Origin of the sequence: Flavivirga abyssicola (genome assembly GCF_030540775.2) — a bacterium.
Taxonomy (GTDB): domain Bacteria; phylum Bacteroidota; class Bacteroidia; order Flavobacteriales; family Flavobacteriaceae; genus Flavivirga; species Flavivirga abyssicola.
This window is the reverse complement of the sequence record NZ_CP141266.1, coordinates 2,591,308-2,615,861: the sequence shown is the minus strand read 5'-3', so window position 1 is coordinate 2,615,861 and position 24,554 is coordinate 2,591,308. Positions and strand designations below refer to the sequence as shown.

The 24,554-nt window shown below is 32.3% G+C and carries 25 protein-coding genes and 1 pseudogene; 7 read left to right on the top strand and 19 right to left on the bottom strand.

All coding sequences use genetic code 11. From position 1 onward, the window contains the following. Positions 1-3 precede the first annotated feature (3 nt). From Q4Q34_RS10955 to Q4Q34_RS10935, 5 genes are read right to left on the bottom strand one after another with little or no spacing between them, the layout of a single operon-like run. Positions 4-1,275, bottom strand: coding sequence for a POTRA domain-containing protein (locus Q4Q34_RS10955; protein WP_303318240.1), 1,272 nt, complete (start codon positions 1,273-1,275; stop codon positions 4-6). Continuing rightward, positions 1,272-2,000 carry a hypothetical protein gene (locus Q4Q34_RS10950; RefSeq protein WP_303318241.1) on the bottom strand — a complete coding sequence of 243 codons (729 nt, stop codon included), beginning with the start codon at positions 1,998-2,000 and terminating at the stop codon, positions 1,272-1,274. Before Q4Q34_RS10950 ends, Q4Q34_RS10955 begins: the two co-directional genes overlap by 4 nt. Then, a complete protein-coding gene (locus Q4Q34_RS10945) occupies positions 1,997-3,001 on the bottom strand; it encodes a glycoside hydrolase family 113 (protein ID WP_303318242.1) in 1,005 nt (334 codons plus the stop codon). The genes Q4Q34_RS10950 and Q4Q34_RS10945 overlap by 4 nt, the downstream gene beginning before the upstream one ends. 48 nt (positions 3,002-3,049) lie before the next feature. After that, positions 3,050-3,967, bottom strand: coding sequence for a hypothetical protein (locus Q4Q34_RS10940; protein WP_303318243.1), 918 nt, complete (start codon positions 3,965-3,967; stop codon positions 3,050-3,052). A gap of 38 nt (positions 3,968-4,005) precedes the next feature. Continuing rightward, entirely contained in the window at positions 4,006-4,719 is a 714-nt protein-coding gene (locus Q4Q34_RS10935) for a DUF547 domain-containing protein (protein ID WP_303318244.1), read from the bottom strand. A gap of 292 nt (positions 4,720-5,011) precedes the next feature. Here Q4Q34_RS10935 and Q4Q34_RS10930 point away from each other — a divergent pair, with 292 nt between their 5' ends. From Q4Q34_RS10930 to Q4Q34_RS10910, 5 genes are read left to right on the top strand one after another with little or no spacing between them, the layout of a single operon-like run. After that, positions 5,012-6,310, top strand: a complete 1,299-nt coding sequence (locus tag Q4Q34_RS10930; protein WP_303318245.1) for an NAD(P)/FAD-dependent oxidoreductase — start codon at positions 5,012-5,014, stop codon at positions 6,308-6,310. Positions 6,311-6,319: 9 nt separating this feature from the next. Continuing rightward, positions 6,320-7,909: a 4Fe-4S binding protein gene (locus Q4Q34_RS10925; RefSeq protein ID WP_303318246.1), complete on the top strand. Its 1,590-nt coding sequence runs from the start codon at positions 6,320-6,322 to the stop codon at positions 7,907-7,909. 8 nt (positions 7,910-7,917) lie between these two features. Further along, complete coding sequence (locus tag Q4Q34_RS10920) at positions 7,918-8,400, top strand: toxin-antitoxin system YwqK family antitoxin (RefSeq protein ID WP_330444536.1); 483 nt, start codon at positions 7,918-7,920, stop codon at positions 8,398-8,400. Next, a complete protein-coding gene (locus tag Q4Q34_RS10915; protein WP_303318248.1) occupies positions 8,397-9,089 on the top strand; it encodes a glycosyltransferase family 2 protein in 693 nt (230 codons plus the stop codon). The genes Q4Q34_RS10920 and Q4Q34_RS10915 overlap by 4 nt, the downstream gene beginning before the upstream one ends. Further along, the gene (locus tag Q4Q34_RS10910) at positions 9,086-10,576 is read left to right on the top strand and encodes a cellulose synthase family protein (RefSeq protein ID WP_303318249.1); all 1,491 of its coding nucleotides are present in this window, start codon (positions 9,086-9,088) and stop codon (positions 10,574-10,576) included. Before Q4Q34_RS10915 ends, Q4Q34_RS10910 begins: the two co-directional genes overlap by 4 nt. A 73-nt stretch (positions 10,577-10,649) precedes the next feature. Here the strand turns inward: Q4Q34_RS10910 and Q4Q34_RS10905 are convergent, their stop codons facing one another. Both Q4Q34_RS10905 and Q4Q34_RS10900 read right to left on the bottom strand, forming a co-directional pair. Continuing rightward, positions 10,650-11,102 (bottom strand): hypothetical protein, encoded by a 453-nt coding sequence (locus tag Q4Q34_RS10905; RefSeq protein WP_303318250.1) that lies wholly within the window; start codon positions 11,100-11,102, stop codon positions 10,650-10,652. A gap of 323 nt (positions 11,103-11,425) precedes the next feature. Next, positions 11,426-12,418: a hypothetical protein gene (locus tag Q4Q34_RS10900; protein ID WP_303318251.1), complete on the bottom strand. Its 993-nt coding sequence runs from the start codon at positions 12,416-12,418 to the stop codon at positions 11,426-11,428. A gap of 112 nt (positions 12,419-12,530) precedes the next feature. Between Q4Q34_RS10900 and Q4Q34_RS10895 the strand changes: the two genes are divergently transcribed. Then, positions 12,531-13,994, top strand: coding sequence for a mannosyltransferase (locus Q4Q34_RS10895; RefSeq protein ID WP_303318252.1), 1,464 nt, complete (start codon positions 12,531-12,533; stop codon positions 13,992-13,994). Here Q4Q34_RS10895 and Q4Q34_RS10890 read toward each other — a convergent pair. The 12 genes and pseudogenes from Q4Q34_RS10890 to Q4Q34_RS10835 form a co-directional block, all read right to left on the bottom strand. Next, the gene (locus Q4Q34_RS10890) at positions 13,964-14,188 is read right to left on the bottom strand and encodes a hypothetical protein (protein WP_303318253.1); all 225 of its coding nucleotides are present in this window, start codon (positions 14,186-14,188) and stop codon (positions 13,964-13,966) included. The two genes, Q4Q34_RS10895 and Q4Q34_RS10890, sit on opposite strands and share 31 nt — an antisense overlap. A 29-nt stretch (positions 14,189-14,217) precedes the next feature. Continuing rightward, entirely contained in the window at positions 14,218-14,496 is a 279-nt protein-coding gene (locus tag Q4Q34_RS10885; protein WP_303318254.1) for a hypothetical protein, read from the bottom strand. A gap of 514 nt (positions 14,497-15,010) precedes the next feature. After that, the gene (locus Q4Q34_RS10880) at positions 15,011-15,382 is read right to left on the bottom strand and encodes a hypothetical protein (RefSeq protein ID WP_303318255.1); all 372 of its coding nucleotides are present in this window, start codon (positions 15,380-15,382) and stop codon (positions 15,011-15,013) included. Positions 15,383-15,819: 437 nt separating this feature from the next. Further along, positions 15,820-16,665 (bottom strand): pseudouridine synthase, encoded by an 846-nt coding sequence (locus Q4Q34_RS10875; RefSeq protein WP_303318256.1) that lies wholly within the window; start codon positions 16,663-16,665, stop codon positions 15,820-15,822. A 67-nt stretch (positions 16,666-16,732) separates the two neighbouring features. Beyond that, a pseudogene (locus tag Q4Q34_RS10870) lies at positions 16,733-17,687 on the bottom strand (carbon-nitrogen hydrolase family protein). Next, complete coding sequence (locus Q4Q34_RS10865) at positions 17,687-18,589, bottom strand: geranylgeranylglycerol-phosphate geranylgeranyltransferase (RefSeq protein ID WP_303318257.1); 903 nt, start codon at positions 18,587-18,589, stop codon at positions 17,687-17,689. Before Q4Q34_RS10865 ends, Q4Q34_RS10870 begins: the two are co-directional and overlap by 1 nt. A 52-nt stretch (positions 18,590-18,641) precedes the next feature. Next, positions 18,642-19,571 carry a mevalonate kinase family protein gene (locus Q4Q34_RS10860; protein WP_303318258.1) on the bottom strand — a complete coding sequence of 310 codons (930 nt, stop codon included), beginning with the start codon at positions 19,569-19,571 and terminating at the stop codon, positions 18,642-18,644. A 28-nt stretch (positions 19,572-19,599) separates the two neighbouring features. Then, on the bottom strand, positions 19,600-20,709 hold the full coding sequence (locus Q4Q34_RS10855; protein WP_303318259.1) for a diphosphomevalonate/mevalonate 3,5-bisphosphate decarboxylase family protein: 1,110 nt from the start codon (positions 20,707-20,709) through the stop codon (positions 19,600-19,602). A gap of 338 nt (positions 20,710-21,047) precedes the next feature. Further along, the gene (locus Q4Q34_RS10850; protein ID WP_303318260.1) at positions 21,048-21,587 is read right to left on the bottom strand and encodes a DUF1697 domain-containing protein; all 540 of its coding nucleotides are present in this window, start codon (positions 21,585-21,587) and stop codon (positions 21,048-21,050) included. 1 nt (position 21,588) lies between these two features. Continuing rightward, entirely contained in the window at positions 21,589-21,861 is a 273-nt protein-coding gene (locus Q4Q34_RS10845; protein ID WP_303318261.1) for a type II toxin-antitoxin system RelE/ParE family toxin, read from the bottom strand. After that, entirely contained in the window at positions 21,845-22,096 is a 252-nt protein-coding gene (locus tag Q4Q34_RS10840; RefSeq protein WP_303318262.1) for a hypothetical protein, read from the bottom strand. The genes Q4Q34_RS10845 and Q4Q34_RS10840 overlap by 17 nt, the downstream gene beginning before the upstream one ends. A gap of 111 nt (positions 22,097-22,207) precedes the next feature. Continuing rightward, positions 22,208-23,419 (bottom strand): BaiN/RdsA family NAD(P)/FAD-dependent oxidoreductase, encoded by a 1,212-nt coding sequence (locus Q4Q34_RS10835; protein WP_303318263.1) that lies wholly within the window; start codon positions 23,417-23,419, stop codon positions 22,208-22,210. A 48-nt stretch (positions 23,420-23,467) separates the two neighbouring features. On the opposite strand from Q4Q34_RS10835, the gene Q4Q34_RS10830 reads away from it, so the two are divergent. Beyond that, positions 23,468-24,310 (top strand): hypothetical protein, encoded by an 843-nt coding sequence (locus tag Q4Q34_RS10830; protein WP_303318264.1) that lies wholly within the window; start codon positions 23,468-23,470, stop codon positions 24,308-24,310. Positions 24,311-24,554 lie beyond the last annotated feature (244 nt).

Below are 24,554 nucleotides of genomic sequence, written 5' to 3'. Positions count from 1 at the left end.
ATCTTAAAAGTATTGTCCAATTCCAAAAACAATTCCATTGGTAGCATCATCTCCTAGTCCATAGCCATAATCTAATCTGAAAACGGCATTAAAAATTCTTTTATGTATAAACCTGATTCCCAACCCTGGATAAAATTTAATCGTACTACCATCAAACAACTCTCCTAAATCACCTCCGGGAGTCCTCCAAGACCCCGTATCAACAAAAGCATTTCCCTGTAATACAAACCAACCTTTTTCATATAGCGTCTGCCGGTATTCGGTATTGAGAACTATTGCTGCAGTACCTCTATCTATGGTATTACCTGTTCCCCTGATATTTAATTGATTATCTACTGCAAAAGGAGCAAAAGGGGTTTCGTCATTAGATGCATAGGCCAGTCGCAATCTATTTGCCCAATTGCCTCTTTTGCCTACTCTTTTAAAATACTCAAAATCATTACGACCAATAAAAAAATTCCTTAAAAGGTTATCTTCTCCTTTATTTCCTGTAACAAACCTATACGTTAGAATACTCCTAAAGCCGTTTTGATACTGGTAAAATATGTTGATATTATTATACTCATATTCACCAATAACAGATACTTTATTAGCTTTTAAAGAAGTAGGGATTTCAGCTGGCAAATTTCCCTCTAAAAAACTATAAGCTTCTGAATCAATATTCAAACCCAACTCTAATCGGTTATGAAAATTTGGTTCATACTGAAGCTTAATTTCAAATGCCTTGTAATTAAATTTATAATTTACATCACTACCATTATTAAAAAAAACAGGTTCCTGGGATACTAGGTTTTGATAATTCAAACCTATTCCTAGTTTCCGAGTGAATAAGTTTGGGGCCTCCCAAAAAGCACCATACGAATTAAATACATCTCTGCTGTAAAACCCGCCTATTATTTGATTTCTACCTAAGAAATTAAAATCGAATATTGAAGTTCTATAAGCAAACTCCCCATTATTATCTGTTGATATATTTAACCCAGGAATGATAGCAAAATTCTCTTCTATAATATAGGTTAAATGATATTTGCCTTTATCTAAAGACTCTAATTTATATTCAGCATTTGCAACAGATGGCAATAATTTTAAACGTCTTACATCTGAAGCTATCTTGGCCGAATCTAAAACAGCACCTTCTTTTACAAAAGCTAATCTTTTTAAGAATGCTGTTCTGGTTCTTTTGTTTCCTTCTATATCAACTTTGTAAATACTATTTTCCTGTGCGTATGAAAATGCAAAAAAGAATATTAAGACTAATGTGATTACTCTTTTCACTGTGCGATAAAATTTTTGCTAATTACTAAATTCACCCAATTATCTTCACTTACATCCATTAAAGTGAAGTTATAAGTATTATTTAACGTTAGAACTGGCGGGGTTTCTGTAGTTATATTTAAAACCACGTTGTCCGTTTTATAATATTGAAAATAGTTTTCATAAGTATATGTACCGGACAACAACTCGTTTTGAGCAGTAGAAATGACTTGAAAATAAATAGCATTGTCTCCCACAGGATTATCAACCCATGTAAACTTCGGCATTCCTGATTCATCCTGGTTAATATCAACATCTTCGCTCCAAACCGTAGGTTTCGAAATTTGTTTGGTTCTAATAGGGTTAGATATTTTTATTTCTCCTTCCAATTCAAACGTAACAACAATCCATCTTTCAGTGGAAGCTGCTGTTTGTGTAAACTTACCTAAATAGCCATTAAAAAAAGGATCGCTATTTAACAATACTCTGGAATAATTTGAAAAATTGCTATGATCAACATTCGCATCATTTGTTTGGTAAAACCGAACATTGGTTGCTCCAGGTTCTGGATAATAAAATGTTAAAACATCATTACTATCTTTATCACTAGCCGCACAGGCTATAACGGCTCCTGTTTCGATTGTTGTTCCTTCAATATAAGCTGATAATGTTGATATTTCGTCATCATCATTTGAGCAAGAAACTAAAATCAAGCAACATATAATGATGTATTTTATAGTATTCATTTTAAATGATATTGTTTTCGTATTAAAGCTTCAACAGGCTTATTTTGAGGCGTAAATTGTGAGTTATTATCTCCTCCAGATTTACTATGATTATGAAACCATTTCCAAATGAATCCACCTGCAAACCAATCTTCTTTCCAAAATGTTTCAAAAAGTGCTTGCGTAGTATTGGTTTGCGCTTCAAGATTTACTTGATACATACTTCTATCACTTTTCCAAGGTTCTTTTCCAGAATAATCGACACTCCTATATCCAAATTCCGTAAATAAAATTGGTTTTTTGTTTTTATTAGAAATTTTCGATATCGTTTTCACATGGGTTTTCCAGCCTTTTAAACACTCATTAAACGTTGGTGTTTTACTATGACTCACTGGAAAATAGGCATCAACGCCAATATAATCTAAATCACTCCAAAAAGGCGTGCGATTAAACTCATTCCAATTGGCTGCATAGGTCAGTTTACCCTTATATATCTGCTTTATTTTTACTATTAAGTTTTTCCAATAATTAGGTCTGTTTTCAATAAATTTCTCAAGTTCAGTACCAATACAAAATATATCAACTTTCATCTCCTGAGCCAATTGAGCATATTCCAAAATAAATTTTGAATATGATGTTTCCAGTACGCTCCAATCTGTTTTATTCTTCATTTCTATATAACCCGTAAATTCTCCGTGCCAAACCCAAATTTGAGGTTTTAGCATCACTTTTATATTCGACTTATAAAGTTCTTCGATATACTGTTTTGCGCCTTCTTTAGTTTCTCCAAACCATTGTCTGTTTGTATTGAATACGATGTCCGGATGGTTCAGATTTTTAATAAACCCAAAAGGCATTACGGCTGCATAATTTGCATTTAAATTAACAACAGGTTTAATATGACTTTGATTGACAGCTTCTCTTGAGGCCACAAAACTAATACCGTTAATTTTTTTAGATTGTGAAGTACAGGATTGAAGCAGTAAAACCGAAAGTGTAATTAGGAGTTTGAATTTTTTCATGTGTAATAAAATAACTTTCAAAACTCCTAATTTACTATTTATTAATGATTAAAGCAGTGCTCTTAAACCTAAACTAAATGTCTGTCCTAATCCCTGAAAATTATTTCCAGTTACTATTTTCCCAAACGAAGCCTCTAAATTTAAAGCTTGCGTTATTTGATATTTCCCTCCAAAACCTAATTGGGTATAACGTTGAGAGAAATCGTTACCTAAATCAATTAAAAAAGCCTGCTGAGCATTTACAAATATTGTTGATTTACTTGAAGGGAAATAACTTAAAAAAGCACTTAATGGTAAAAACAAGCTGTTATTAGCAAAACGTTCCCCTACATTTTCTGTAGCTGGATCAGCTTCAGAAGATTTTTCTCCAAAGTTAAACCCGAAATCTGCTTCGGTAAAAATTTGCCAATCTCCGCCTCCAAAAGTTTTATCGAAAAAGAATTTTGTTTCCCAAAATGTACTTTTTTTATCTAAATATGCCGCATTAGGCTCATCTCCAAATATTGCAAAGTATACAGAACTTGTAAATGAAAAATTAGGAACATTAGCAAAAGGCTGTACTCTTATTGATGGTGCTATTGTTGTAAAGCCACTTCTAGAATCAACTTTATTATTATCAAAATCGAAAACACTAAAAGCACCCTGTCCTCCATAATTATTAGATCTTATTTGAAAAACTAAACCTACATTTATTCTTGCATTATCGCTTATACCTGTATATATTTCTGTGGTATTAGTAAAAAAGTTTTGTCGTGCTATTTTTTGAGATTTACTTCCTGAATCTGTTTGTTCAGTTTGCGTATAAAGGCTATTAAAAAATTTAATATCCCATTGTCCTTTCTTTAATAATTTTGAAGGTGTATATGTTTGAATATTACTCTTTTCTTGATCTTCATTTGTTTCCTGTGAAAAACCTGAAACCGATATAGTTGTTATTGCTAGTAATGCTAATATTATTTTTTTCATTGTATTCTATTTTTGATTTGTTATTTTATTATTTGTTCTTATTGTTTATTTACATTCCAATTATATGGAAAGTAGCTTAGTTTAAAGTTATTAGGTATTTTTTCTGTTCTATATGTATTAATGAAGTCTATTTCTGTTTTACCCTTCATAGTAAAATCTTTTTTATACCACTCCATGATTTGAGATGCCTGAACGCGTTTCTTTTTAGTATTTACCTTTAAAAAACTACCATTTAAGGCCTTTTTGGTCTGTACATCCATTTGTGAATCTAACGTACTAGGCAAATATGCTTTATTAATTAAAGGTGGACATCCTAATGCTCCGCATACTAATACAAAATGAAAACGGGCGTCATTAAATTGTGCTCTTAATAATTTGTGTTCAATATCGTTTAAAGTAATTTTCTTGCCGCCTAAAGGATAGGTTATTTTATCAAAAAAACCGGCATGATTTAAAGGTGATTTTGTTGGATAGTTGTTTATAATCCCCTTTATTACTGATAGGTTATAAGCGTTAATCCAAAATGCCTGATAGTTGTTAGCATCGCTTTTTGACACTGAAATGGTTTCTGCTAATTTCAAAACCTCATCAAGAGATTCTTTATTAGAGTTAATTTTTGAATATGCTACTTTGCCGTCTGCAACATGCGCCTTAAAGAAGCTATCTGCTTTTTCAAAAAAGGTATTTAAATCTTGTGCCGAAAGCGATAAGCTTCCAAAAAATATTAATACTATAATTGTTATATTCTTCATTTTTATATGTTTATTGATTTTTAACGTTGCTTCAGTCTGAACCATTTTAACAAACTTTCAAAAAAAATGTAAAATTTTTCGCGTCTGAATTTCATTTTAAAACTTACAATTAAAAAATAATTTATATTTATTCTAAATATGCCCGTTCGCATTAAGTTCTTATCTTTAGTTTCGACATAAACCCCAGCACAATTAGAATTCATAAAATGCTATCTCCCAAATAAACACAGATAACCAATTGTGTTTTTTGGCAAATTACATTTCACAATACAAAACAAATAACGACTAACATATGGAACACATTGTTATTATTGGAAACGGAATTTCGGGCGTAACTGCTGCGAGACATATTCGTAAATTATCAGATAAGCAAATTACCATTGTATCCGCAGAAACAGATTATTTCTTTTCACGTACTGCGCTTATGTACATATACATGGGACATATGAAATTTGAGCATACGCAACCTTATGAAAACTGGTTTTGGGAAAAAAATAGAATTAACCTTAAAAAAGGTTATGTTAAAAATGTAGAAACCCAAAATAAGACCTTACACTTTGCCGATGGTGATTCTTTACAATATGACAAACTCATAATTGCCACAGGAAGTAAACCAAACAAATTTGGATGGCCTGGTCAGGATTTAGATGGTGTTATGGGCATGTATCACAAACAAGATTTAGAGAATTTAGAGAAATATGCCCCCAATAATAAAGTATGTAAACGAGCTGTAATAGTTGGGGGTGGCCTAATAGGTATCGAACTTGCCGAGATGCTAAACAGTCGCAATATTCCTGTTACCTTTTTAGTAAGAGAAGATAGTTTCTGGAATGGTGTTTTACCAGAAGGAGAATCAGCTATGGTTAACAGACATATAAAAAATCATCATATAGATTTAAGATTAGGCAATAATTTAAAAGAGATTATTTCTGATGAAAATGGTAAGGTAAAATCCATCATCATACAAGAAACCGGTGAAGAAATTGCTTGTGATGTTGTTGGACTTACTGCTGGGGTGTCTCCTAATATCGATTTTATAAAAGAATCTAACATCGAAACCGGTCGAGGCGTTAAAGTAAATCGTTTTCTAGAAACCAACGTTCCAGATGTATATGCTATAGGTGACTGTGCCGAACAACATGAAGGCATTAATGGCCGTCGTCCTATTGAAGCTGTGTGGTACACAGGTCGTATGATGGGGGAAACGGTAGCACAAACCATCTGCGGAAATCGTATTCAATACAAACCAGGTCATTGGTTTAACTCTGCCAAATTTTTAGATATCGAATATCAAACTTACGGATGGGTTTTTGCCAAGCCTAGAGAAAACGAAGCACATTTTCACTGGAAACATGAAGATGATACTAAATGTATTACGGTATGTTATAATAAAAATACTAATGAATTTTTAGGCATAAATACCTTTGGTATTAGAATGCGACACGACATTTTTGATACATGGCTTACAGAAAAAAGAGATGTTGATTATGTTATGGAACATTTAGCAGAAGCCAATTTTGATCCTGAGTTTTATAAAACTTATGAAGCTGATATTTATTCTGCATTTAAAAACAAATTACAAATTGTATAAAAATATATCATGAGCAATAAAATAAATCATAGTATGTCTTTAGCTAAACCAGATGCTGTAGACATTTCAAACAAACAAAAAATAGCTTTAGCGGTTGGTATTTTAGGGTTATTTATATTAGCACTCGCATTGTTTAATACTAACTTTCCTAACAAGGGATTATTCCTAACCTTATCATTAGGCTTAATATCTGCTGGGATTATAATATATTCAAGAGACGCTTATTTAACCAAATTAGAAGGTATTAAAAATGATGGTGTTTGGTTTAAGTCCATATCATCCCGAGGTGTTTGGGGTTGGATTCTGGGCGTTATTCTAACAGCATTTTACATTGTATTATATTTTTATCCACAGTATTTAGGATTGGGTAAAGATGGCGCTTCAAATACGGGCTTAATTTCACTTTTTGATCCTTTAAGTAACTTGTTAAGTGGTAGAAATGCCAGTCAATGGTTTGTTTACGGCACATTATACACGGTAGCTATTCTGGCTTTTGGGTATAAATTTATGCTTAAATACAGACATAACAGGTATCAACAATTGCGAACGGCATCCGTTATGTTTTTCCAATTAGGTTTTGCTTTTTTGATTCCGGAATTTATGTATGTCATGAACTCAGATCTACCTTATTATGACCTAAAAAGTGTATGGCCTCTTAACTATTATATTTTTGATGAATGGTCTGTAAAAGGATTTCTTTCTAACGGAAATATTGGTTTAGCATTAATTTTGTTTGGTATTATTTCCATTTTCGTCATAACACCTATTTTAACCTATAAATACGGAAAACGTTGGTATTGCTCATGGGTTTGCGGTTGTGGTGGACTAGCCGAAACTGCCGGAGACTCCTTTAGACAATTATCTTCTAAAAAAATGTCTGCCTGGAAATTAGAACGCTGGTTAATCCATACAGTCCTTGTTTTCTCTGTAGTTATGACGGTTGCCATGGTATATACCTATTTAGGCTATGATCATAATGCTTTTTGGTTAACTAAAGGTCTATTCATAAGTTTAGTCATTGGATTCTTAACTTTAGTTTTTGCTGGCGTTATGTATTTTAAACGTAAAGAACTTGGTAAAGATGCTAAATATGGAGCTATCGGTTATTTTGTCGTGATTGCTTTATTAGTCATTATGTACTTTACCGGCACAACAGACAACGTATTCTTTATAAAAGGAAGTGCTTTGCGTTCTGCTTATGGAGTCTATATAGGATCTATTTTCTCTGGAGTTATTGGCACAGGGTTTTATCCTATTTTAGGAAGCAGATCTTGGTGTCGTTTTGGATGCCCGATGGCTGCTATTTTAGGATTTCAACAACGTTTATTCTCTAAATTTAGAATTACAACCAATGGTGGACAATGTATTTCTTGTGGTAACTGCTCCAACAGCTGTGAAATGGGAATTGATGTTCGCGCTTATGCTCAAAAAGGAGAAAACATTGTACGTTCTAGTTGTGTAGGCTGTGGTATTTGTAGCGCAGTATGCCCAAGAGGTGTTTTAAAACTAGAAAATGATACTATGGAAGGGCGTATCAACCCAACAGAAATATTGTTAGGAAACGATGTTGATTTAATGGATTTAGTTAATAAGAAATAAGTAACAGTTTGCAGTATTCATTTGTAGTATTCAGTTTAGTTTTGTTCATTAGTATAAATATCAACGCTCAAAAATCGTACAAAAGAACATATTACGATAGCGGTAAGATAAAATCTGAAGGATGGACGCACAATAATAAGAAAATTAAATATTGGACGTTTTATTATGAAAATGGTCGCGTTGAAAAAGAAGGTCACTTTCAACAAGATAAACCTATAAAATATTGGTACTTTTACACCGTAAATGGCAATAAAAAATCTGAAGGTCATTTTGTTGATGGGAAAAAAAATAATTGGTGGTTGTTTTATGATGATATGGAGAAAATCAATCATAAATGCCAATTAAAAGATAATCAAAAGAATGGATATTGTTTGATGTACAAGAACGAAAAATTGGTTGCTGCAAGAAAATATAAAGCTGGTAAAAGAATTAAAGAATGGACGGATTTCAAATCCTTCAGAAAAGAAAACAACCTATCTGATCTTCAATGACTCATATAAAAGTTATCATACCTGCTTATAACGAAGCAGAATCTATTGTCAATGTAATTAACGATATTCCAGCTACTGTCGATGAAGTTATCGTGGTAAGTAATAACTCTACTGATGACACTGAGGTTAATGCAAAAAAAGCTGGTGCAACAGTTTTAAAAGAAACGAATAAAGGTTATGGTTATGCCTGTTTAAAAGGGATGGATTATATCGCAAATCAAGAAAAAAAGCCGGATATCATTGTATTTTTAGATGGTGATTATAGCGATTACCCCGAAGAGCTAACCAAAATTGTCTCTCCTATTATAAATGATGATATAGATTTTGTAATTGGCGCACGAGTAAAGCGACTTAGAGAACAAGGATCTATGACTGGACCTCAAATTTTTGGTAATTGGTTAGCGACTACTTTAATGACATTATTTTTTCGGGCAAAATTCACAGATTTAGGTCCTTTTAGAGCCATTAAATATGATAAGCTATTAGCGCTTAATATGGAAGACAAAACTTATGGCTGGACGGTAGAAATGCAACTAAAAGCATTAAAACAAAAATTTACATACGTCGAAATTCCAGTTAATTATAGAAACAGAATAGGTGTTTCAAAAGTTTCTGGTACGGTAAAAGGTGCTATATTTGCAGGCATAAAAATTTTAGGTTGGATTTTTAAATACAGTATTAAAAAATGATTTCTCATACTATTGTTATCATAATATACACCATAGCACTTCTGCTTATATTCTTATATGCATTAGCACAATTAAATTTACTTTTTAATTATATAAGTGCTCAAAAAAAGTGTGATGATTGTTCAAAATTCGATTTCACAAATCCGGATGAAGTTCCTTATGTAACCATACAACTGCCCGTTTATAACGAAATGTACGTTATGGAACGTCTGTTGGATAATATTGCAGAGATAGATTATCCCAAAGATAAATTAGAGATACAAGTTTTAGATGATTCCACTGATGAAACTGTCAATACTACACGTCAACAAATAGAAAAATTAAAAGCAACTGGATTAGATATTAGACACATCACCAGAACAGATCGTAGTGGTTTTAAAGCGGGAGCTCTTAAGGAAGGGTTAGAAATTGCCAAAGGTGAATTCATTGCCATTTTCGATTCTGACTTTCTTCCTAAAAAAGATTGGCTTAAGCGTACTGTCCCCTATTTTAAGGATGAAAACATTGGAGTCGTACAAACGCGTTGGGGGCATATTAACCGTAACTATTCTATTCTTACAAGAATTCAGGCTTTTGCTTTGGATGCACATTTTACGTTAGAACAAGTTGGTAGAAACAGTAAAGGGCATTTTATTAACTTTAATGGTACTGCTGGGGTATGGCGTAAAGAATGTATTATAGATGCTGGTAATTGGGAAGGCGACACACTAACTGAAGATCTTGATTTGAGCTATCGTGCCCAATTAAAGAACTGGAAATTCAAATATCTTGAAGATGTTGAAACACCTGCCGAACTCCCTGTGGTTATAAGTGCTGCACGCTCACAACAATTTAGATGGAACAAAGGCGGTGCTGAAAATTTTAGAAAAATGATGTGGAAGGTTCTAAAAAACCAGAACATATCAGCTAAAACAAAGGTACATGGATTATTGCATTTACTTAATAGTACCATGTTTTTAAACATCCTGATAGTAGCTGTACTAAGTATTCCTATGCTATACATAAAAAATGAATATGCTCACTTAAAACCCTATTTTTATGTGATGAGTTTCTTTGTACTTAGTACCCTGATATTTTTTGTTTGTTACTGGATTATGTATAAAAATATCTATGGTGGCGGTATAAAAAACTTTATAGGATATATAGGGATGTTCTTTGTGTTTTTCTCAATAGCCATGGGCTTTTCACTGCACAATTCCATTGCTGTATTAGAAGGGCATTTAGGTAAAAAGAGTGAATTTATACGAACACCGAAATTCAACATCAACACCTTAAAGGATAGTTGGAAAAATAACAAATATATAAAGAAGACAGTATCTGTTCACGTTATTTTCGAAGGCTTACTTATGGCTTACTTCGGTTTTGGTATGTATAGTGCCTTTATTGTTGGTGACCAAGGGGGTGATTTTGGGCTTTTCCCTTTTCACTTGATGTTGTTTTTAGGCTTTGGTTATGTGTTTATTAAGTCTTTGACTTCTAAGGTTTAAAAGAATTTCCTAGATATTAAAAATCAATTAATCAGATATTCTTATTTAACATAGAAACTGACATTATTTAATATTAATTAGCCTTAGATTTTTTTATTTCTTTTCTCAATTCAGCTATAAGTCGATTTTCTTCAAATAGATTGTGCAAAATTTTGCCTTTAGGCAAGAAGTATAACCTTTCAACCTTTTTAGATTCCGTTATAAACTTAACTTCATAAGGAAATTCATCAAATAAAAAAGTTTTATTAATGCTTATTATTTCTTTCAAGGGAATTACCCTTGATGAAATTCCATTAACCTTGACATAAAGAGTTTTTTCTTTCCAATAAACAGTCTCAAGCTTAGTGATTTTAATTTGCCTCAATGTTAACACTCCAACTAACCAAATAAATGTAATCATCAAAGTAATTTTAAAATCAGGTATAAAAAATAAGACTATTAAAAATACAATTGAAAAACTAATAAATTTTATTATTCCTACAATCTGAAAAGCTTTTGTTAAATTAGAAGATATTTTTCTTTCCATAAAGTATTAATTGTGCAAAGTAAGTAACATAGTATCTACAGTAACTCTTTCTAATAAAAAAAGAGAATACAATTTAATGAACTCTTTCCTTATTATCATTGATAATTCTAACTATTTCTAAAGCTTCAGTTTTTGTAAACAGATTCACCCATTCACCAATTTTACCTTGGTAAGATAAGCTTAATGGTTTTTGAATATTTTGTTCGGCTTAGTTTTTAATTGTATCATCCATTTTTAATGTTAAATTTATGGTTGCAAACTTATAAATTTAACATTAAAAACATCTGAAAAAACAACACATTACATATTTTAATAAACTACAATTACTTTTTCAAAGTAATAGTTCCCAACTCAATAACCTCAAAATTATCTAAGGTGACTTGTTTTAAATTTTTAAGATCATCGTTATCCCATTTTTCATGAGGTGCTCCTGTTATAAACATATCTGATCCTACATCAGCAAGCATCAATCCGTATTTTTTCATAGCGGTAAGAATGATTTGATTTGTTTCGGAAAAGCTACTAATATCATAATCCGCTTTTAGTCGCAACCTACCTCCAAAAGGCAATAATTCATCACTTGTATTTCCAGAAACAAGATGTCTGGCAGGATGTACGTAACCTTCATATATCTTACTTCTTGTTATAGTAAAACGTATAGGGTGATCTATAACGCCTTTTTCTGTCTCTGGATATCTTACTAATAATGGAAATATTGGTAAACCTGCGGCATCTGCTGATGTCCAACCATCTGGTCTAAATTCTATTTTGTTTAAATCAAAAACAGCAGCCGAAGAGGCCTCAAATCCATCACCTGCTCGCGATGCATTATATAACTCGTATAACATGCCATGCTCTACATCAAGAGAAATAATATGGCTATCCCCTGCTCCATTGCCTTCAATAGGAGCATTTAAAGGAATAGGAAACGGTCCTTGATCACTCTCGTCTCCATAATTTTCATCATAGTCGTTAGCCCTAAAAGTTATCGGTACTTTTGGCTGGCTACCATCAACACTAACATAAGGAATTCCAATAGGAGCTCCTTCCCACTCACCACTACCAAAATCAGGAAAAAGTCCTTTGTTAGTACCAATATTATTGATTATTAAACCTGAGTTAACATCAACAGGACTATTGGATATATCCATATTTAAAGGATGGGCGATTGGAAAAATTTGAATGCTTTCTACAGAGCCTATATCTCCCGTTGGATCTGGGTCATCAACTTTATTATTAGAATCATCTGATGAACATGAGACTATAAAATTTAAGGCAAGACCCAGTATGACCAAATTAAAAATTGAAGTTTTCATAAGTAGGTTAATTTTTATTTTGTAAACGTTTTATCTTTTCAAATATTTTATTATACTATAAAGTAAGCTAATCTATCTCAATGCCGACCAACAAATAATATTATATTTGGACATGCTTTTTAGCTCAGCTTTTTTTAAACTAAACAGAACACCATTATTACTTGTAGTGGCGTGTTTGTTATTTTACCTATCCTTTGCTTATAATTTAACCCGAACAGATTACACAAAGCTAATAACGCTATATGTGGCTTTGTTTTTTTTGTTTTATAAACTAGTGCAGATTCTAAAACACAATATAAGGGCTTTAACATGGATTTCTTTTGCATTTCGGGCCATTTTTATATTAGCCATACCTAATTTATCACAAGACTTTTATCGTTTTATATGGGATGGCCGTATGATTGTAGAAGGCTTTAACCCATACTTGCATACTGTTGAATCCTTTATGAGCAAAGGCCAATTTCCAGTTGCGCAAGCCCAAGAATTATATGCTGGTATGGGGCTTTTAAACGCCAGTCATTATACTAATTACCCCCCTATAAATCAACTTTGCTTTGTGATTGCTGGTCTGTTTGCTGGGAAAAGTATTTTGGGATCGGCCATCATGATGCGCTTACTTATTATTGCTGCGGATTTTGGCACACTTTATTTTGGTAAAAAACTACTTAATAAACTCAATATTCCTGCTCATAATATATTTTGGTATATACTAAATCCATTTATAATTATTGAACTCACAGGTAACTTGCACTTTGAAGGCGTTATGATATTTTTCCTTATTTGGAGTTTATATTTATTATACTCGGGTAAATGGCAATGGGCAGCTGTCGTTTTGGCTTTATCAGTTTCGGTTAAATTAATTCCACTAATATTTTTGCCTTTGTTTTTTCAATGGTTCACCTCGACTACACTTAGTGATCAAAATAAACAAGGTGCCATTACTAGGAGAGCGCGGCGTGGCAATCTATCAAAATGGATTCCTGCCTTCGCAGGAATAACAAGATTAATCGGGTTCTATGCCATAGTTTTAATAACTATTATAGCACTCTTTGCTCCTTTTTACTCTTCAGAATTTATAAATAACTATGCTCAAACTGTTGGTTTGTGGTTCCAAAATTTTGAGTTTAATGCTAGTATTTATTATGTAGCCAGAGAAATTGGGTACTCATTTAGAGGCTATAACGAAATTGCCATTATAGGTAAGGTAACACCCATTATTGTCATTCTGTTTGTCTTAATTATAACATTTTTTAGAAAAAATAAAACATTCATTGAACTTATAACTGCTATGTTGCTGGTATTATCTTTTTACTACTTTACCACTACCACCGTGCACCCATGGTACGTAGCCACACTTTTAATACTATCTGTATTTACCAAATATAAATTCCCATTAATTTGGAGCTTTGTTATTATATTAAGCTACTTAGCCTATATAAATCTTAATAAAGCAGATAAATCCGAAAACTTGTGGATTATTGGTTTAGAATACATGATCGTTTACGGAGTTTTTTTATGGGAAGTTTTTATAAAAAAAGAACAGTCTCAAATTAGTTCTAAACGCTCTATTCTGTAAAGTGCTTGATCCCTATCATCAAATACTTCTATGAAGGATAGCTTAAAAGATTTACCGATATAAGAATTATCATTTTTTAAATCGTAATGATAAAGTGCTTTAGGGTGAATTTCCTCAAAATCTAATTGCACCCCATCATCAAACAAAAACGTATAATAACCGTCTTCGTACTGTTGAAAAATTGCTGTTTCCATTTATTTACAAATAATTTACTAGATACCTATTATTCTTCTTGATCAAAATTTGCATCTGGTACTGGGGGGCTTGTATTAGGGGTATCTTCTTCATCTCCAAAATCCGCCATAGCTTTTGCTAAATACGTCCCTACTTTTACTAGATAAATGGTATCCTCTGTTTTTACTTCAACAGCTTCAATGAGATCGTTATGAGCATTTCTAAATGAAATGATGTGGTCATCATCATATCCATCAGGGAATTTCTCAACCAAAAGATTTAAAATATCTTTATTAAGTTTCTGATAATCTACAATAATTCGTTTCATTTTCTTATAATTGGTTAAGTTTTAATATGTTTTTGGTAGTGTTAATATACAAATTAATTTCTGAATTTAATCAATACAAATTCTAAATAAACGCACTTTAAGATGATGCAAATCTGTATCTATATGGGATAGATATTTTGAAATAAAGGAAGTCAAATTTAAAGTTCGGTTACTTTTTTTATAAGCTGCTTTTGAGTTTGACTTGCCTATTTTCAAAAGCCCGAATACATAAACATATTTCATAATGCTCAGCTAAGTGCTTATACAAATGAAATATAAAAAATTTAATTTAATGTTTTTTTAAAATTATTTTTTACATAAAAATTGAAGCCTTTTTGAAAGTTATTCTGTGGATTGAACTATTCGTTCCTTTTTGTGATTAGTGTGAATTCGTATCAAAAGTTCTTAGAAACTGAAAGCAAAAAGGGCTAAAACACCTAGTTCTAACTGTATTTAAGACCAATAAAAAAGGCTACCTAAAAGGTAGCCAAAAGTATATACTTATTGTTGCTGTTTACAGCTTTTCCAATTTGGTAATCGTATTAACTTCTGTTTCTACGTCATTACCATCTGCATCTTTAGTGACTGCAATTTCAGTAGTATAAGTCACCTTAAAAACCACACCAACTAAAGTATCAGAACTCAAATCGAAATCACTTAAAACAGCATCTTCAACACTCTGAAATAACAACTTATACGTTTCACCATTACTTTGAGCTGTAAAACTATATGCACTACCGTCATAACCACCATAAACGGCATCTACTTCCTTAGAATCTTGAATAATGAATTGTACTTCATTTAAAGGCGCTTCTGTTTTAAAACTTGATAATGTAAAAAACAGCATCATAAAACTACATAACATAAATAAAAACTTTGTTCTCATTTTGATAAAATTTAAAAATTAAAATAAAACAATTTACAGGAATTAACCTGTTAGGTTAAGTTCATAACACATCAATAGCTTTACGTCTAAAACTATTGACCGTTACTATATTATAAATTACGCGGCAATATTTTTTTTAGATTTCAAAAAATGGTTTTTAACTAAAGATTAACAAAAGACTGTTCTAAATGTTTTTCAAAACGCTTCTTGATTAGTGTTTTAAACATTAAGATAAGCTCATCTTATACGTCTGTTTGTCATTTAAAACAGTTAGAAAAACAACTATAAGAAGGTAATGGTGAAGTAAATGATTTATACCAATTCTCATTTGGTATTATTATATATTTTCTAGCTTAGGAAAGCAAACTAGTTATTATAGTATGTATTAAGATAACCCACAAACTAATTCAATCGAAAATTATTCTAGAATAAAATGACTACAGCATCTTCAAGGTATTCAATTCCTGCTCAGTAAGATGCTTCCATGAACCACGGGGAATATCTTTTTTAGTAAGGTGACCAATGGCAACACAATCTAAACTTTCAATCTCATATTTTAAATAGTCGAATATGGTGCGAATGATAGTATTTCCTGTGTTTTTAATTTTAAGGCCTATTTCTTTTTTTGAAGCACCATCTATATAACTAATTTCCTCAACTGTTATTAATTTCCCTTCCACTTTAAAACCTGCCTGAACCTTTTTTAAGTCCTCCAATTTTAAGTTTTTATTCAATTCTATATGAAATAAGCGAGCTACACCGTTTTTAGAGTTAGTAAACTTATCTACAATAATATCATCATTAGTAAACAACAATAAGCCTTTAGAGTTTCTACCTAAACGACCAATTGGTTTTATGCGAGAGGTTGTCGCATTAGCAACTAAGTCCATTACCGTTCTACCTTTCCCTTCACTAGTTGTCGTTGCAAACCCCTTTGGTTTATTAAGCAATACATAGGCTTTCTTTTCTGGGTTAATGCGAGCACCGTCATAACGAACCTCATCGCCTATCTTAACTTTATAACCCATTTCTGTAACGACTTTTCCATTCACAGAAACTAAACCAGTTGCAATATGAACATCCGCCTCTCTACGAGAACATATTCCAGAATTGGCAACGTATTTATTTAATCTTATTTCGTCAGGATTGGATGGTTTTTTATTTTGCTGACCATCACTCTTTCTAAAAGGCGCATTTCCTTTCACATAACTTTTCTTGAAGTCTTTTTTAGAACCTCCAGGAGAAGTCTTTCCTTTTCTTTGTCCGCCTTGTTGTTTACTCATCACTCTAATTTTTTTTGCAAAGATATAGCTAAATTTACGATTGACGATTTAAGAACGCCAATTTGTTTTAATCCTTGAATTCAACTGTAGATTGACGTGTTCTATTAACACTTAGCTTAGTAACATCTGGTCTGGAATAATGCCCAACGGGATCAAAATTTTGACGTTCTTCTAACACACGATTAAAATCGATGGTTTGTATAATCAAACCTTCTTTATGTAAAACAGGTTCAACAATCCATTCACCATCTGGTCCTGCAATACAACTACCGCCATTAGCTAAAACATCCGGAGCTTTTTCAATAATCTGATTTAAATGTGGCGTGTCTTTAGGAAAGTCTTCTTTAGTCATTAAACCAGATACTGATATGACAAACGAACGTGATTCTCGAGCTATAAATCGTGTAATATCCTTCGTATTATGATCACCTCCTGGCCATACAGCAATATGCAAATCTTCTCCTAAACCATATAAAGCAGCTCTTGGTAGAGGCATCCAGTTTTCCCAACAGTTTAATCCGCCAACTGTAAATTGTTTTAATGAGTGTACCTGTAAACCATTCCCATCTCCTGGAGACCATGTTAAACGCTCGTCATAAGTTGGTTGTAACTTTCTGTGTACCGATTGAATATTTCCTTCCTGATCTATATAAACTAAAGAGGCATAAACACTGTGTCCCCCTCTATCCAATGGACGCTCTATAATTCCTAAATAAATAGCTATTTTATATTTTTTAGACAACTCGCAAATAGGTTCTAAATCCCCTTTTTCTATACAAATGGCATTAGATACGTAATGCGCATGCAATTCTTTATTTACGGTTTTGTCCCATTCTGCACCTCCTGTTAGTGCTAACCAAAAACGGATAACCAGGCAATAAACCTTCCCCAAAAACAATCAATTCCACAGCCTCTTTAGAAGCATCTATAATACATTGTTTTACCTTTTTTAAGGTATCGGTTTTGTTTAGCCAAACTGGTGAAATTTGAGCAAGTGCTACTTTGAGTCTATTTTCTTCCATTAAATTCTATGTAATACAATTGTAATATCAATCAACAAAATACTAAAAACCCCTAACACAATAATAAATTTTAACGTATTGTGGAGAATAAGATAATGAGTCTTTGTTTTTGACTTCCAAAGCAATACCTGAAACCCAAGTAATAATAATGTGCTTAAGTAAAAATATAAATACATATGCCCTACTTCATACTTAAACAATAATAAATAAGTTGGAATTAATGTTAAAATAGACAATACGGTTAACATCAATTTAGACACTCTTTCACCATAAGCAATTGGAATGGTTTTATAATTCTGAACTAAATCACCTTTTATATTTTCCAAATCTTTTGTGAGTTCTCGCATAGAAATAATTAAAAACAAAAACATAGCGTGTACAAAAATGACCGTTTCGAAGTTTTTATAGTACATAAAAATGGCAAAAAACGGTGTAATGGTTAAAATAGCTGATGTTAGATTACCAATAAATGGTTGTTTTTTTAACTTATGGGAATAAAACCAAATACCAAAAATATAAATAGAAAAGAACACAACAGCCTTAAAGGAAACATAGCTAGCCATAATGGCTGCTAAAAAATTTAAAACAAAATAAAAAGAGAGTTTTGTGTTTTGACTTACTAATCTGTCTAATCTCGATTTTATGGGTCTATTGATTAAATCTTTCTCCGAATCATAAAAGTTATTTATAATGTAGCCTCCCGCTATAGTAACCGCAGAAGCTAAAACAATCATAAATAAATTAAGATCAAAAATAACCTGTTTTAATGGTTTATTATGAGCTAGGATGTAGATAGATGTTAAGTATTGCGCAATAACAATAATTAAAATATTATAACCTCTTACAACAGAAAATAAGCTAAAAAACTTAAGTAGGATATGTTTTTGCTTTCTGTTTAACATAAAAACTTAATATTGAAATTCTGAAATACATTCAGAATAATAAACGTGAAGTTTAGAAGTTGTATACGACTTCTAATTTATAGTCACTAAGCGCTTGCTTTGCTCTATCGATATCTTCGGTGAAACCTAGAATATAACCACCTCCGCCAGAACCACAAAGCTTTAAATAATATTCATTTGTTTCAATACCTTTTTTCCAAAGTTCATGAAATTGCTGCGGAATCATAGGCTTAAAATGATTTAAGACTACTTTTGATAAACGCTTTGTATTCTTAAATAGCGACTTGATATTTCCATTTAAAAAATCGTCAATACACGCATCAGTATGCTTTATAAACTGATCTTTAAGCATATTACGGAAACCTTCTTGCTTCATATTTTCCATAAAAATGCTCACCATTGGTGCCGTTTCTCCAATAATACCACTATCTAATAGAAACACTGCATTTTTACCTTCATTCTTTTGCGAAGGTATTCCTGTGGCTTCAATATTGTCTTTAGAATTGATAAGGATTGGGATACTTAAATAACTATTTAGTGGATCTAATCCGGACGACTTCCCATGGAAAAAGGATTCCATTGCTGAAAAAATCGCTTTTAATTTCAACAGCTTTTCACGTGTTAAATTCTCTAAAACCGTGATTTTGTTCTGAGCATATTTATCATATATGGCAGCGACTAAAGCACCACTACTTCCAACACCGTAACCTTGAGGGATAGAAGAATCGAAATACATACCGGCGTTAACATGTTGTTTTAGCAATGCTATATCAAACGTTACTAATTCAGAATCAATAGCTTCTAAATAATCAACAAAATGCTTTAAACTTTCATTCGATTCAATGGCTGTATCTGAAGGGTTTTCATCTGTCTTTAAAGCACCATTGTAAAAATTATAAGGGATGGACAACCCTTTAGAATCTTTAATGATTCCATACTCTCCGAAGAGTAATATTTTTGAGTAAAATAAGGGTCCTTTCATAAGTTACTTTTGATTTGGCTCGTCAAAATTACAATTGTTTTGCTCCAAATCCAATTTTATCGTTAATATACTGACCTTTTTGACAAAATGCAACTAATTCATCCTTAACAAATTCACAAACTTGTTCACATTCATTTTCAGGATACAAAAGATGTACATTGGCCCCTGCATCCAGTGTAAAACAGACTTTTGAGTTTGTTGCTTGCCTAAATGACCAAATTTTATTTATAATTTCTAAGCTATTTGGTTTCATTAAAATAAAATACGGCATGCTAGTCATCATCATGGCATGAAGCGTTAATGCCTCACTTTCAACGATTTCTATAAAGGTGTCTAAATCGCCTTCTTTAAAGATGTTTATCAGGTTTGATAAATTTTTATGAGCTTGTTTAAAGCGTTCTTGGGCAAACGGGTGGCCGTACATTAAATTATGACCGACAGTACTGCTTACTTGTTTTTCGCCTTTATCAACCAACAAAATAGTATCCTGGTAATTTTTAAAGTTTTCATGCACTTCAAATGGATACTTTATACCAAATAAATCTGAACTCCCATCAATCTCGCTATGTTTTCCCCAAACTACTAAATCACCTTCTAAACTCCTACAGGCGCTTCCCGAACCTAATCGTGCTAAAAAAGATGCTTTTTGAATGAAAAAATCATCGTTAATAGCTCTTTCGGCTATGCTTAAAGTACTATCAGATTCCATCAATAACTTCTCTATACTCATTAAGCACATGGCCAATGCGCTCATACCACTTGCAGAAGAGGCTATACCAGAACTATGTGGAAACGTATTAGAGGTTTCAATCTTAAAATGATAGGTTCTTAAAAATGGTAAATAGGCTTCAATTCGCTTAAAAAAAGTTTCAATTTTTGGTTTAAAATCATCTTTTTTATCACCATCTAGAAAAACATCGAAAGAGAAATCATCTCGGTTTTCTTTTTTAGTAAAACCCAAAGTTGTGATTGTCTTACAATTATCGAGCGTAAAACTAACAGATGGGTTCTCCGGAATTTGATGTTCTTTTTTACCCCAATATTTAACTAAAGCAATATTACTTGGCGATGTCCATGTAAAACTTCCTTTTTCAATAGAATTTGTATAGGTTTTAGGGATAAATTGTACTTCTTGCATTCTATTTTAAATCCGCCGACAAAGCCTATTTAAAACAGACTTCTATAAATCGATCATTAATATTTGGCAAAAATAGGAAATATCCAATTGGTCACCTATTTGTTAATTATAATTTGACACAACCAAACATACACTTATGCGTCTTTTGGTAAGCTATGAAAAAAATGATCGTGCTTTTTGCCCTAATCCGATTGATTTCGTCTTGTTCAAATGATGATGATTTTAGATCCCCGTTTTATTCATTGCGTTATATTTTTATAATAATGAATCTTACGATTTCACGGGAATGACAATTTCAGCAGAAACCTCGACGCACAACATTGAGGAACTCTTTTCGATTAAGCCCCATCTGAAGATAACTCTAAAAGCTTTAGCATCGTTTTATAGTTTCTTGCTGTTGATGTTGTTTTTAGTTTACGTTCAAAAAAATTATTACTGTATTTCGCTTTTCCGTAACCTGTGGAACAGTAAAAATAAATACAGCTATTCATTATAACGAACTCTTCATTTGGGTACGATAATTTTGCAGCTTCTTTTACTAAATCTTTATCTGGAATGGTATATAATAATGTAAAATAGCTGTTTGTTTTTTTCTCTTCTGGAAATGGACAATCATCAAAGACTTTCTGCAAACCTTCTGGGGTTTTAATAAGAATCGGGACTTCAAAACCAAAATGCATTTTGATAGTCTCGTGTATTTTTAATTCCAGTTTTTGAATGTCTTGTTCGGTTGACTTAAAAATCACATTCCCACTTTGGATGTAGGTCTGTACATGTTCTAATCCAGAGTTAGTTAGTAAATCCCTTAGCTCTGCCATTGGGATCTTTTTTTGTCCGCTAACATTAATACCTCTTAAAAGTGCTATGTATGTTTTCACTTTAAAAATCTTGCTTTTGATTAAGTATGTGATAGATTAAAATGTCACCACCCTCTTTAATTCTGTAATGAATTGAGTAATTAAATTTATTGAATCCAAGAATTCTAACGCTTTTATATCTAATTTGAAATGCAGTAGGCATTGAAGAAATAAGTCTTAATTGACTAATTAGGTCATCCATAAAGACATCATCTTTCTGCATCAACTTAAAATAGCACAACGCTCTGTGAAGTTCTAGTTTAGCTTCATCCGAAAACCTATAATTTTCTTCCATACTTTGCTAAAACCTCAGCAACCGACGTTGTTTTTAAATTCCCTTCTTCATCTCTCTTTATAATATCATCCATCATGGTTTTATAAGCTTCCGAAGGCTCACTAAATCGTACTGCAGCATCTTCCAATGTAAATTCTATATAGTTTTTTAAAGAGCGTTTTTGAAGTTTTGCTTGTTTTTCAAGAATTTCAATAGCTTTATCATCTAACTCAATAAGCTTTTTTGTTTTTCCCATCGCAAATAACATAAATATTATATATCAAATATATAAATTATATATATAAATAACTATTTTTTTAAATGATTAAATGAAATACCCCCATAAGGTCTTTAGGATCTTTAGCCACTAATTAACAATAGATCTTGCCGCAATATAAGCACCTGTCCAGGCATTCTGAAAATTAAACCCTCCTGTAATAGCGTCTATATTTAAAATTTCACCAGCAAAGTACATACCTTCACAAAGTTTACTTTCGAAGGTTTTAAAATTAACTTCTTTTAAATCGATGCCTCCAGCAGTAACAAATTCTTCTTTAAAAGTACTTTTACCTGTCACTTTAAATACAGCTTCTGTTAGCTGCAATGCTAAAGCGTCCAATTGTTGTTTGTTTATATCTGCCCAAGTCGTAGTCATTGAAATTTGGGATGCTAATACTAACTGTTGCCATAACCTTTTAGGTAATTCGTATTGTGTAAATTTAAATACGGTCTTTTTCGCGAACTCTTGTTTGAATTCCTTCAAATCGTCTAAACATTCTTTAAAGGATCGTTTTATAAAATTGATTTTAATTTGAAACTTATAATCGCGTTTTGCCAATTCTAAAGCTCCAAATGCTGAAAGTTTTAAAATTGCTGGAGCACTCATTCCCACATGCGTAATGAGTACTGGACCTTCTGACTCTAAATGGCTATCAACAACTTTAATTTCTACATTTTGAGCCACAACCCCTGGGATATCTTTAATTCGGGCATCTTTGATATCGAAAGTAAAAAGCGAAGGTACGGGCTGTGAAATAGAATGTCCCAAGTCCTCCAAAAGATTCCATATTTTTGGATTGCTACCTGTTGTTATTAGTACTTTTTTTGAAGTAAATTGACCTTCTGTTGTTTCTAACTCCCATAGGTCTTGTTTCTTTTTAATAAACTTTACCGAATGATTGTATAAGACTCCTACACCATTCTCTTGCGCCTCCTTCAAAAAACAATCAATAATGGTTTGTGATGAATTTGATTCTGGGAACATCCGTCCGTCGTCTTCAATTTTTAACGGGACGCCACGTTTTTCGAACCACTCCATGGTATCACCTGTCATAAACTGATGAAAAGGGCCTAATAATTCTTTTTCACCTCTTGGATAGTTTTGTACTAATTCTGAAGGTATAAACTCTGCATGCGTTACATTACATCGGCCACCTCCAGATATTTTGACCTTTTGTAGCCCCTCTTTTCCTCGTTCTAAAATCGCTACTTTTAAACTCGGGTTTAACTCAGCAATAGTAATGGCTGCAAAAAAACCTGCTGCGCCTCCTCCAACAATAATAACGTCGTATGTTCTCATATCAAAAATTACTGCGTAAATTTAGCATTATAAATGATGACAGCCTAAATGAATAAATTTCTTTTATCAGTAATACTATTAACAGCATCGTGTAACCCAGAAAGTAAAAATGTGATTGCTGATCTACCTAAAGCATTGCATGAAGTTTCCGGAACAGAAACAGTACCAAATTCAGATGTCATTTGGATGTTAAATGATGGTGGAAATGCTTCTAAAATTTATGGTTTAAATAGAAAAGGAGCTATTATAAAAACATTAAAAATTGATGCAAAAAACCATGATTGGGAAGATTTAACAGCAGATAAAGCTGGCAATCTTTATATAGGTGATTTTGGAAACAATGTTAACGACCGTAAAAACCTGAGTATTTTAAAGGTGAATGCAAACGCTTTAAAAAGTTCTAAAAAAATTGACGTGGAACGGATCTCTTTTACATATTCAAACCAGAAAAAGTTTCCTCCAAAAAAGAAAAAACTATATTTCGATTGTGAAGCATTCTTCCATTATAACGACAGTCTTTATTTATTTACTAAAAGTCGTGTAAAAAACGATTTTGGTAAAACTCATTTGTATAAAATCCCTGCTAAAAAAGGTAATCATGTAGCTGAGTTAGTTAGCACGTTTAGCTTCTGTGACGATTTACATTGTTGGGTGACCTCAGCAGATATAAGTGATGATGGCAAACAAATGGTTTTATTAACTCAAAAATCATTTTTGATTTTTACCGATTTCAAGTCTGATGATTTCTTTAACGGTACGCTTAAAACTTATGACTTTAAGAATATATCTCAAAAGGAAAGTATTTGTTTTAAAGATAAAAACACCGTTTATATTACTGATGAAAAAGCACATGGAGATGGTGGGAACCTGTATGAGTTTAGGTTGAAATAGTTAAAGCTATGTTAGGTTGAACCTCGACTGCGAGGAGGCAACTACTGTGCACCCACATCTTTTAAAAAAGAACAATTATTTACTTTTCTTTGCGCGTCCAAAGAAAAGTAACAAAAGAAAAGACGCCCCTTCGATAGGAATTTCTTCTCTTGGCTTATGCCTAAGAAGAACCAAGCACAAAACTTCGACGTCGCGCCAATGCGCCATCCAATCTATGCTCCTGGATTTCGAAGCTTTTGTGCTT

Excerpts from the sequence above, each read along its gene's own strand:
- Q4Q34_RS10950 (WP_303318241.1), bottom strand. The coding sequence starts at position 2,000 with ATGAATACTATAAAATACATCATTATATGTTGCTTGATTTTAGTTTCT.
- Q4Q34_RS10945 (WP_303318242.1), bottom strand. The coding sequence starts at position 3,001 with ATGAAAAAATTCAAACTCCTAATTACACTTTCGGTTTTACTGCTTCAA.
- Q4Q34_RS10940 (WP_303318243.1), bottom strand. The coding sequence starts at position 3,967 with ATGAAAAAAATAATATTAGCATTACTAGCAATAACAACTATATCGGTT.
- Q4Q34_RS10935 (WP_303318244.1), bottom strand. The coding sequence starts at position 4,719 with ATGAAGAATATAACAATTATAGTATTAATATTTTTTGGAAGCTTATCG.
- Q4Q34_RS10930 (WP_303318245.1), top strand. The coding sequence starts at position 5,012 with ATGGAACACATTGTTATTATTGGAAACGGAATTTCGGGCGTAACTGCT.
- Q4Q34_RS10925 (WP_303318246.1), top strand. The coding sequence starts at position 6,320 with ATGAGCAATAAAATAAATCATAGTATGTCTTTAGCTAAACCAGATGCT.
- Q4Q34_RS10915 (WP_303318248.1), top strand. The coding sequence starts at position 8,397 with ATGACTCATATAAAAGTTATCATACCTGCTTATAACGAAGCAGAATCT.
- Q4Q34_RS10910 (WP_303318249.1), top strand. The coding sequence starts at position 9,086 with ATGATTTCTCATACTATTGTTATCATAATATACACCATAGCACTTCTG.
- Q4Q34_RS10905 (WP_303318250.1), bottom strand. The coding sequence starts at position 11,102 with ATGGAAAGAAAAATATCTTCTAATTTAACAAAAGCTTTTCAGATTGTA.
- Q4Q34_RS10900 (WP_303318251.1), bottom strand. The coding sequence starts at position 12,418 with ATGAAAACTTCAATTTTTAATTTGGTCATACTGGGTCTTGCCTTAAAT.
- Q4Q34_RS10895 (WP_303318252.1), top strand. The coding sequence starts at position 12,531 with ATGCTTTTTAGCTCAGCTTTTTTTAAACTAAACAGAACACCATTATTA.
- Q4Q34_RS10890 (WP_303318253.1), bottom strand. The coding sequence starts at position 14,188 with ATGGAAACAGCAATTTTTCAACAGTACGAAGACGGTTATTATACGTTT.
- Q4Q34_RS10885 (WP_303318254.1), bottom strand. The coding sequence starts at position 14,496 with ATGAAACGAATTATTGTAGATTATCAGAAACTTAATAAAGATATTTTA.
- Q4Q34_RS10880 (WP_303318255.1), bottom strand. The coding sequence starts at position 15,382 with ATGAGAACAAAGTTTTTATTTATGTTATGTAGTTTTATGATGCTGTTT.
- Q4Q34_RS10875 (WP_303318256.1), bottom strand. The coding sequence starts at position 16,665 with ATGAGTAAACAACAAGGCGGACAAAGAAAAGGAAAGACTTCTCCTGGA.
- Q4Q34_RS10865 (WP_303318257.1), bottom strand. The coding sequence starts at position 18,589 with ATGTTAAACAGAAAGCAAAAACATATCCTACTTAAGTTTTTTAGCTTA.
- Q4Q34_RS10860 (WP_303318258.1), bottom strand. The coding sequence starts at position 19,571 with ATGAAAGGACCCTTATTTTACTCAAAAATATTACTCTTCGGAGAGTAT.
- Q4Q34_RS10855 (WP_303318259.1), bottom strand. The coding sequence starts at position 20,709 with ATGCAAGAAGTACAATTTATCCCTAAAACCTATACAAATTCTATTGAA.
- Q4Q34_RS10845 (WP_303318261.1), bottom strand. The coding sequence starts at position 21,861 with ATGGAAGAAAATTATAGGTTTTCGGATGAAGCTAAACTAGAACTTCAC.
- Q4Q34_RS10840 (WP_303318262.1), bottom strand. The coding sequence starts at position 22,096 with ATGGGAAAAACAAAAAAGCTTATTGAGTTAGATGATAAAGCTATTGAA.
- Q4Q34_RS10835 (WP_303318263.1), bottom strand. The coding sequence starts at position 23,419 with ATGAGAACATACGACGTTATTATTGTTGGAGGAGGCGCAGCAGGTTTT.
- Q4Q34_RS10830 (WP_303318264.1), top strand. The coding sequence starts at position 23,468 with ATGAATAAATTTCTTTTATCAGTAATACTATTAACAGCATCGTGTAAC.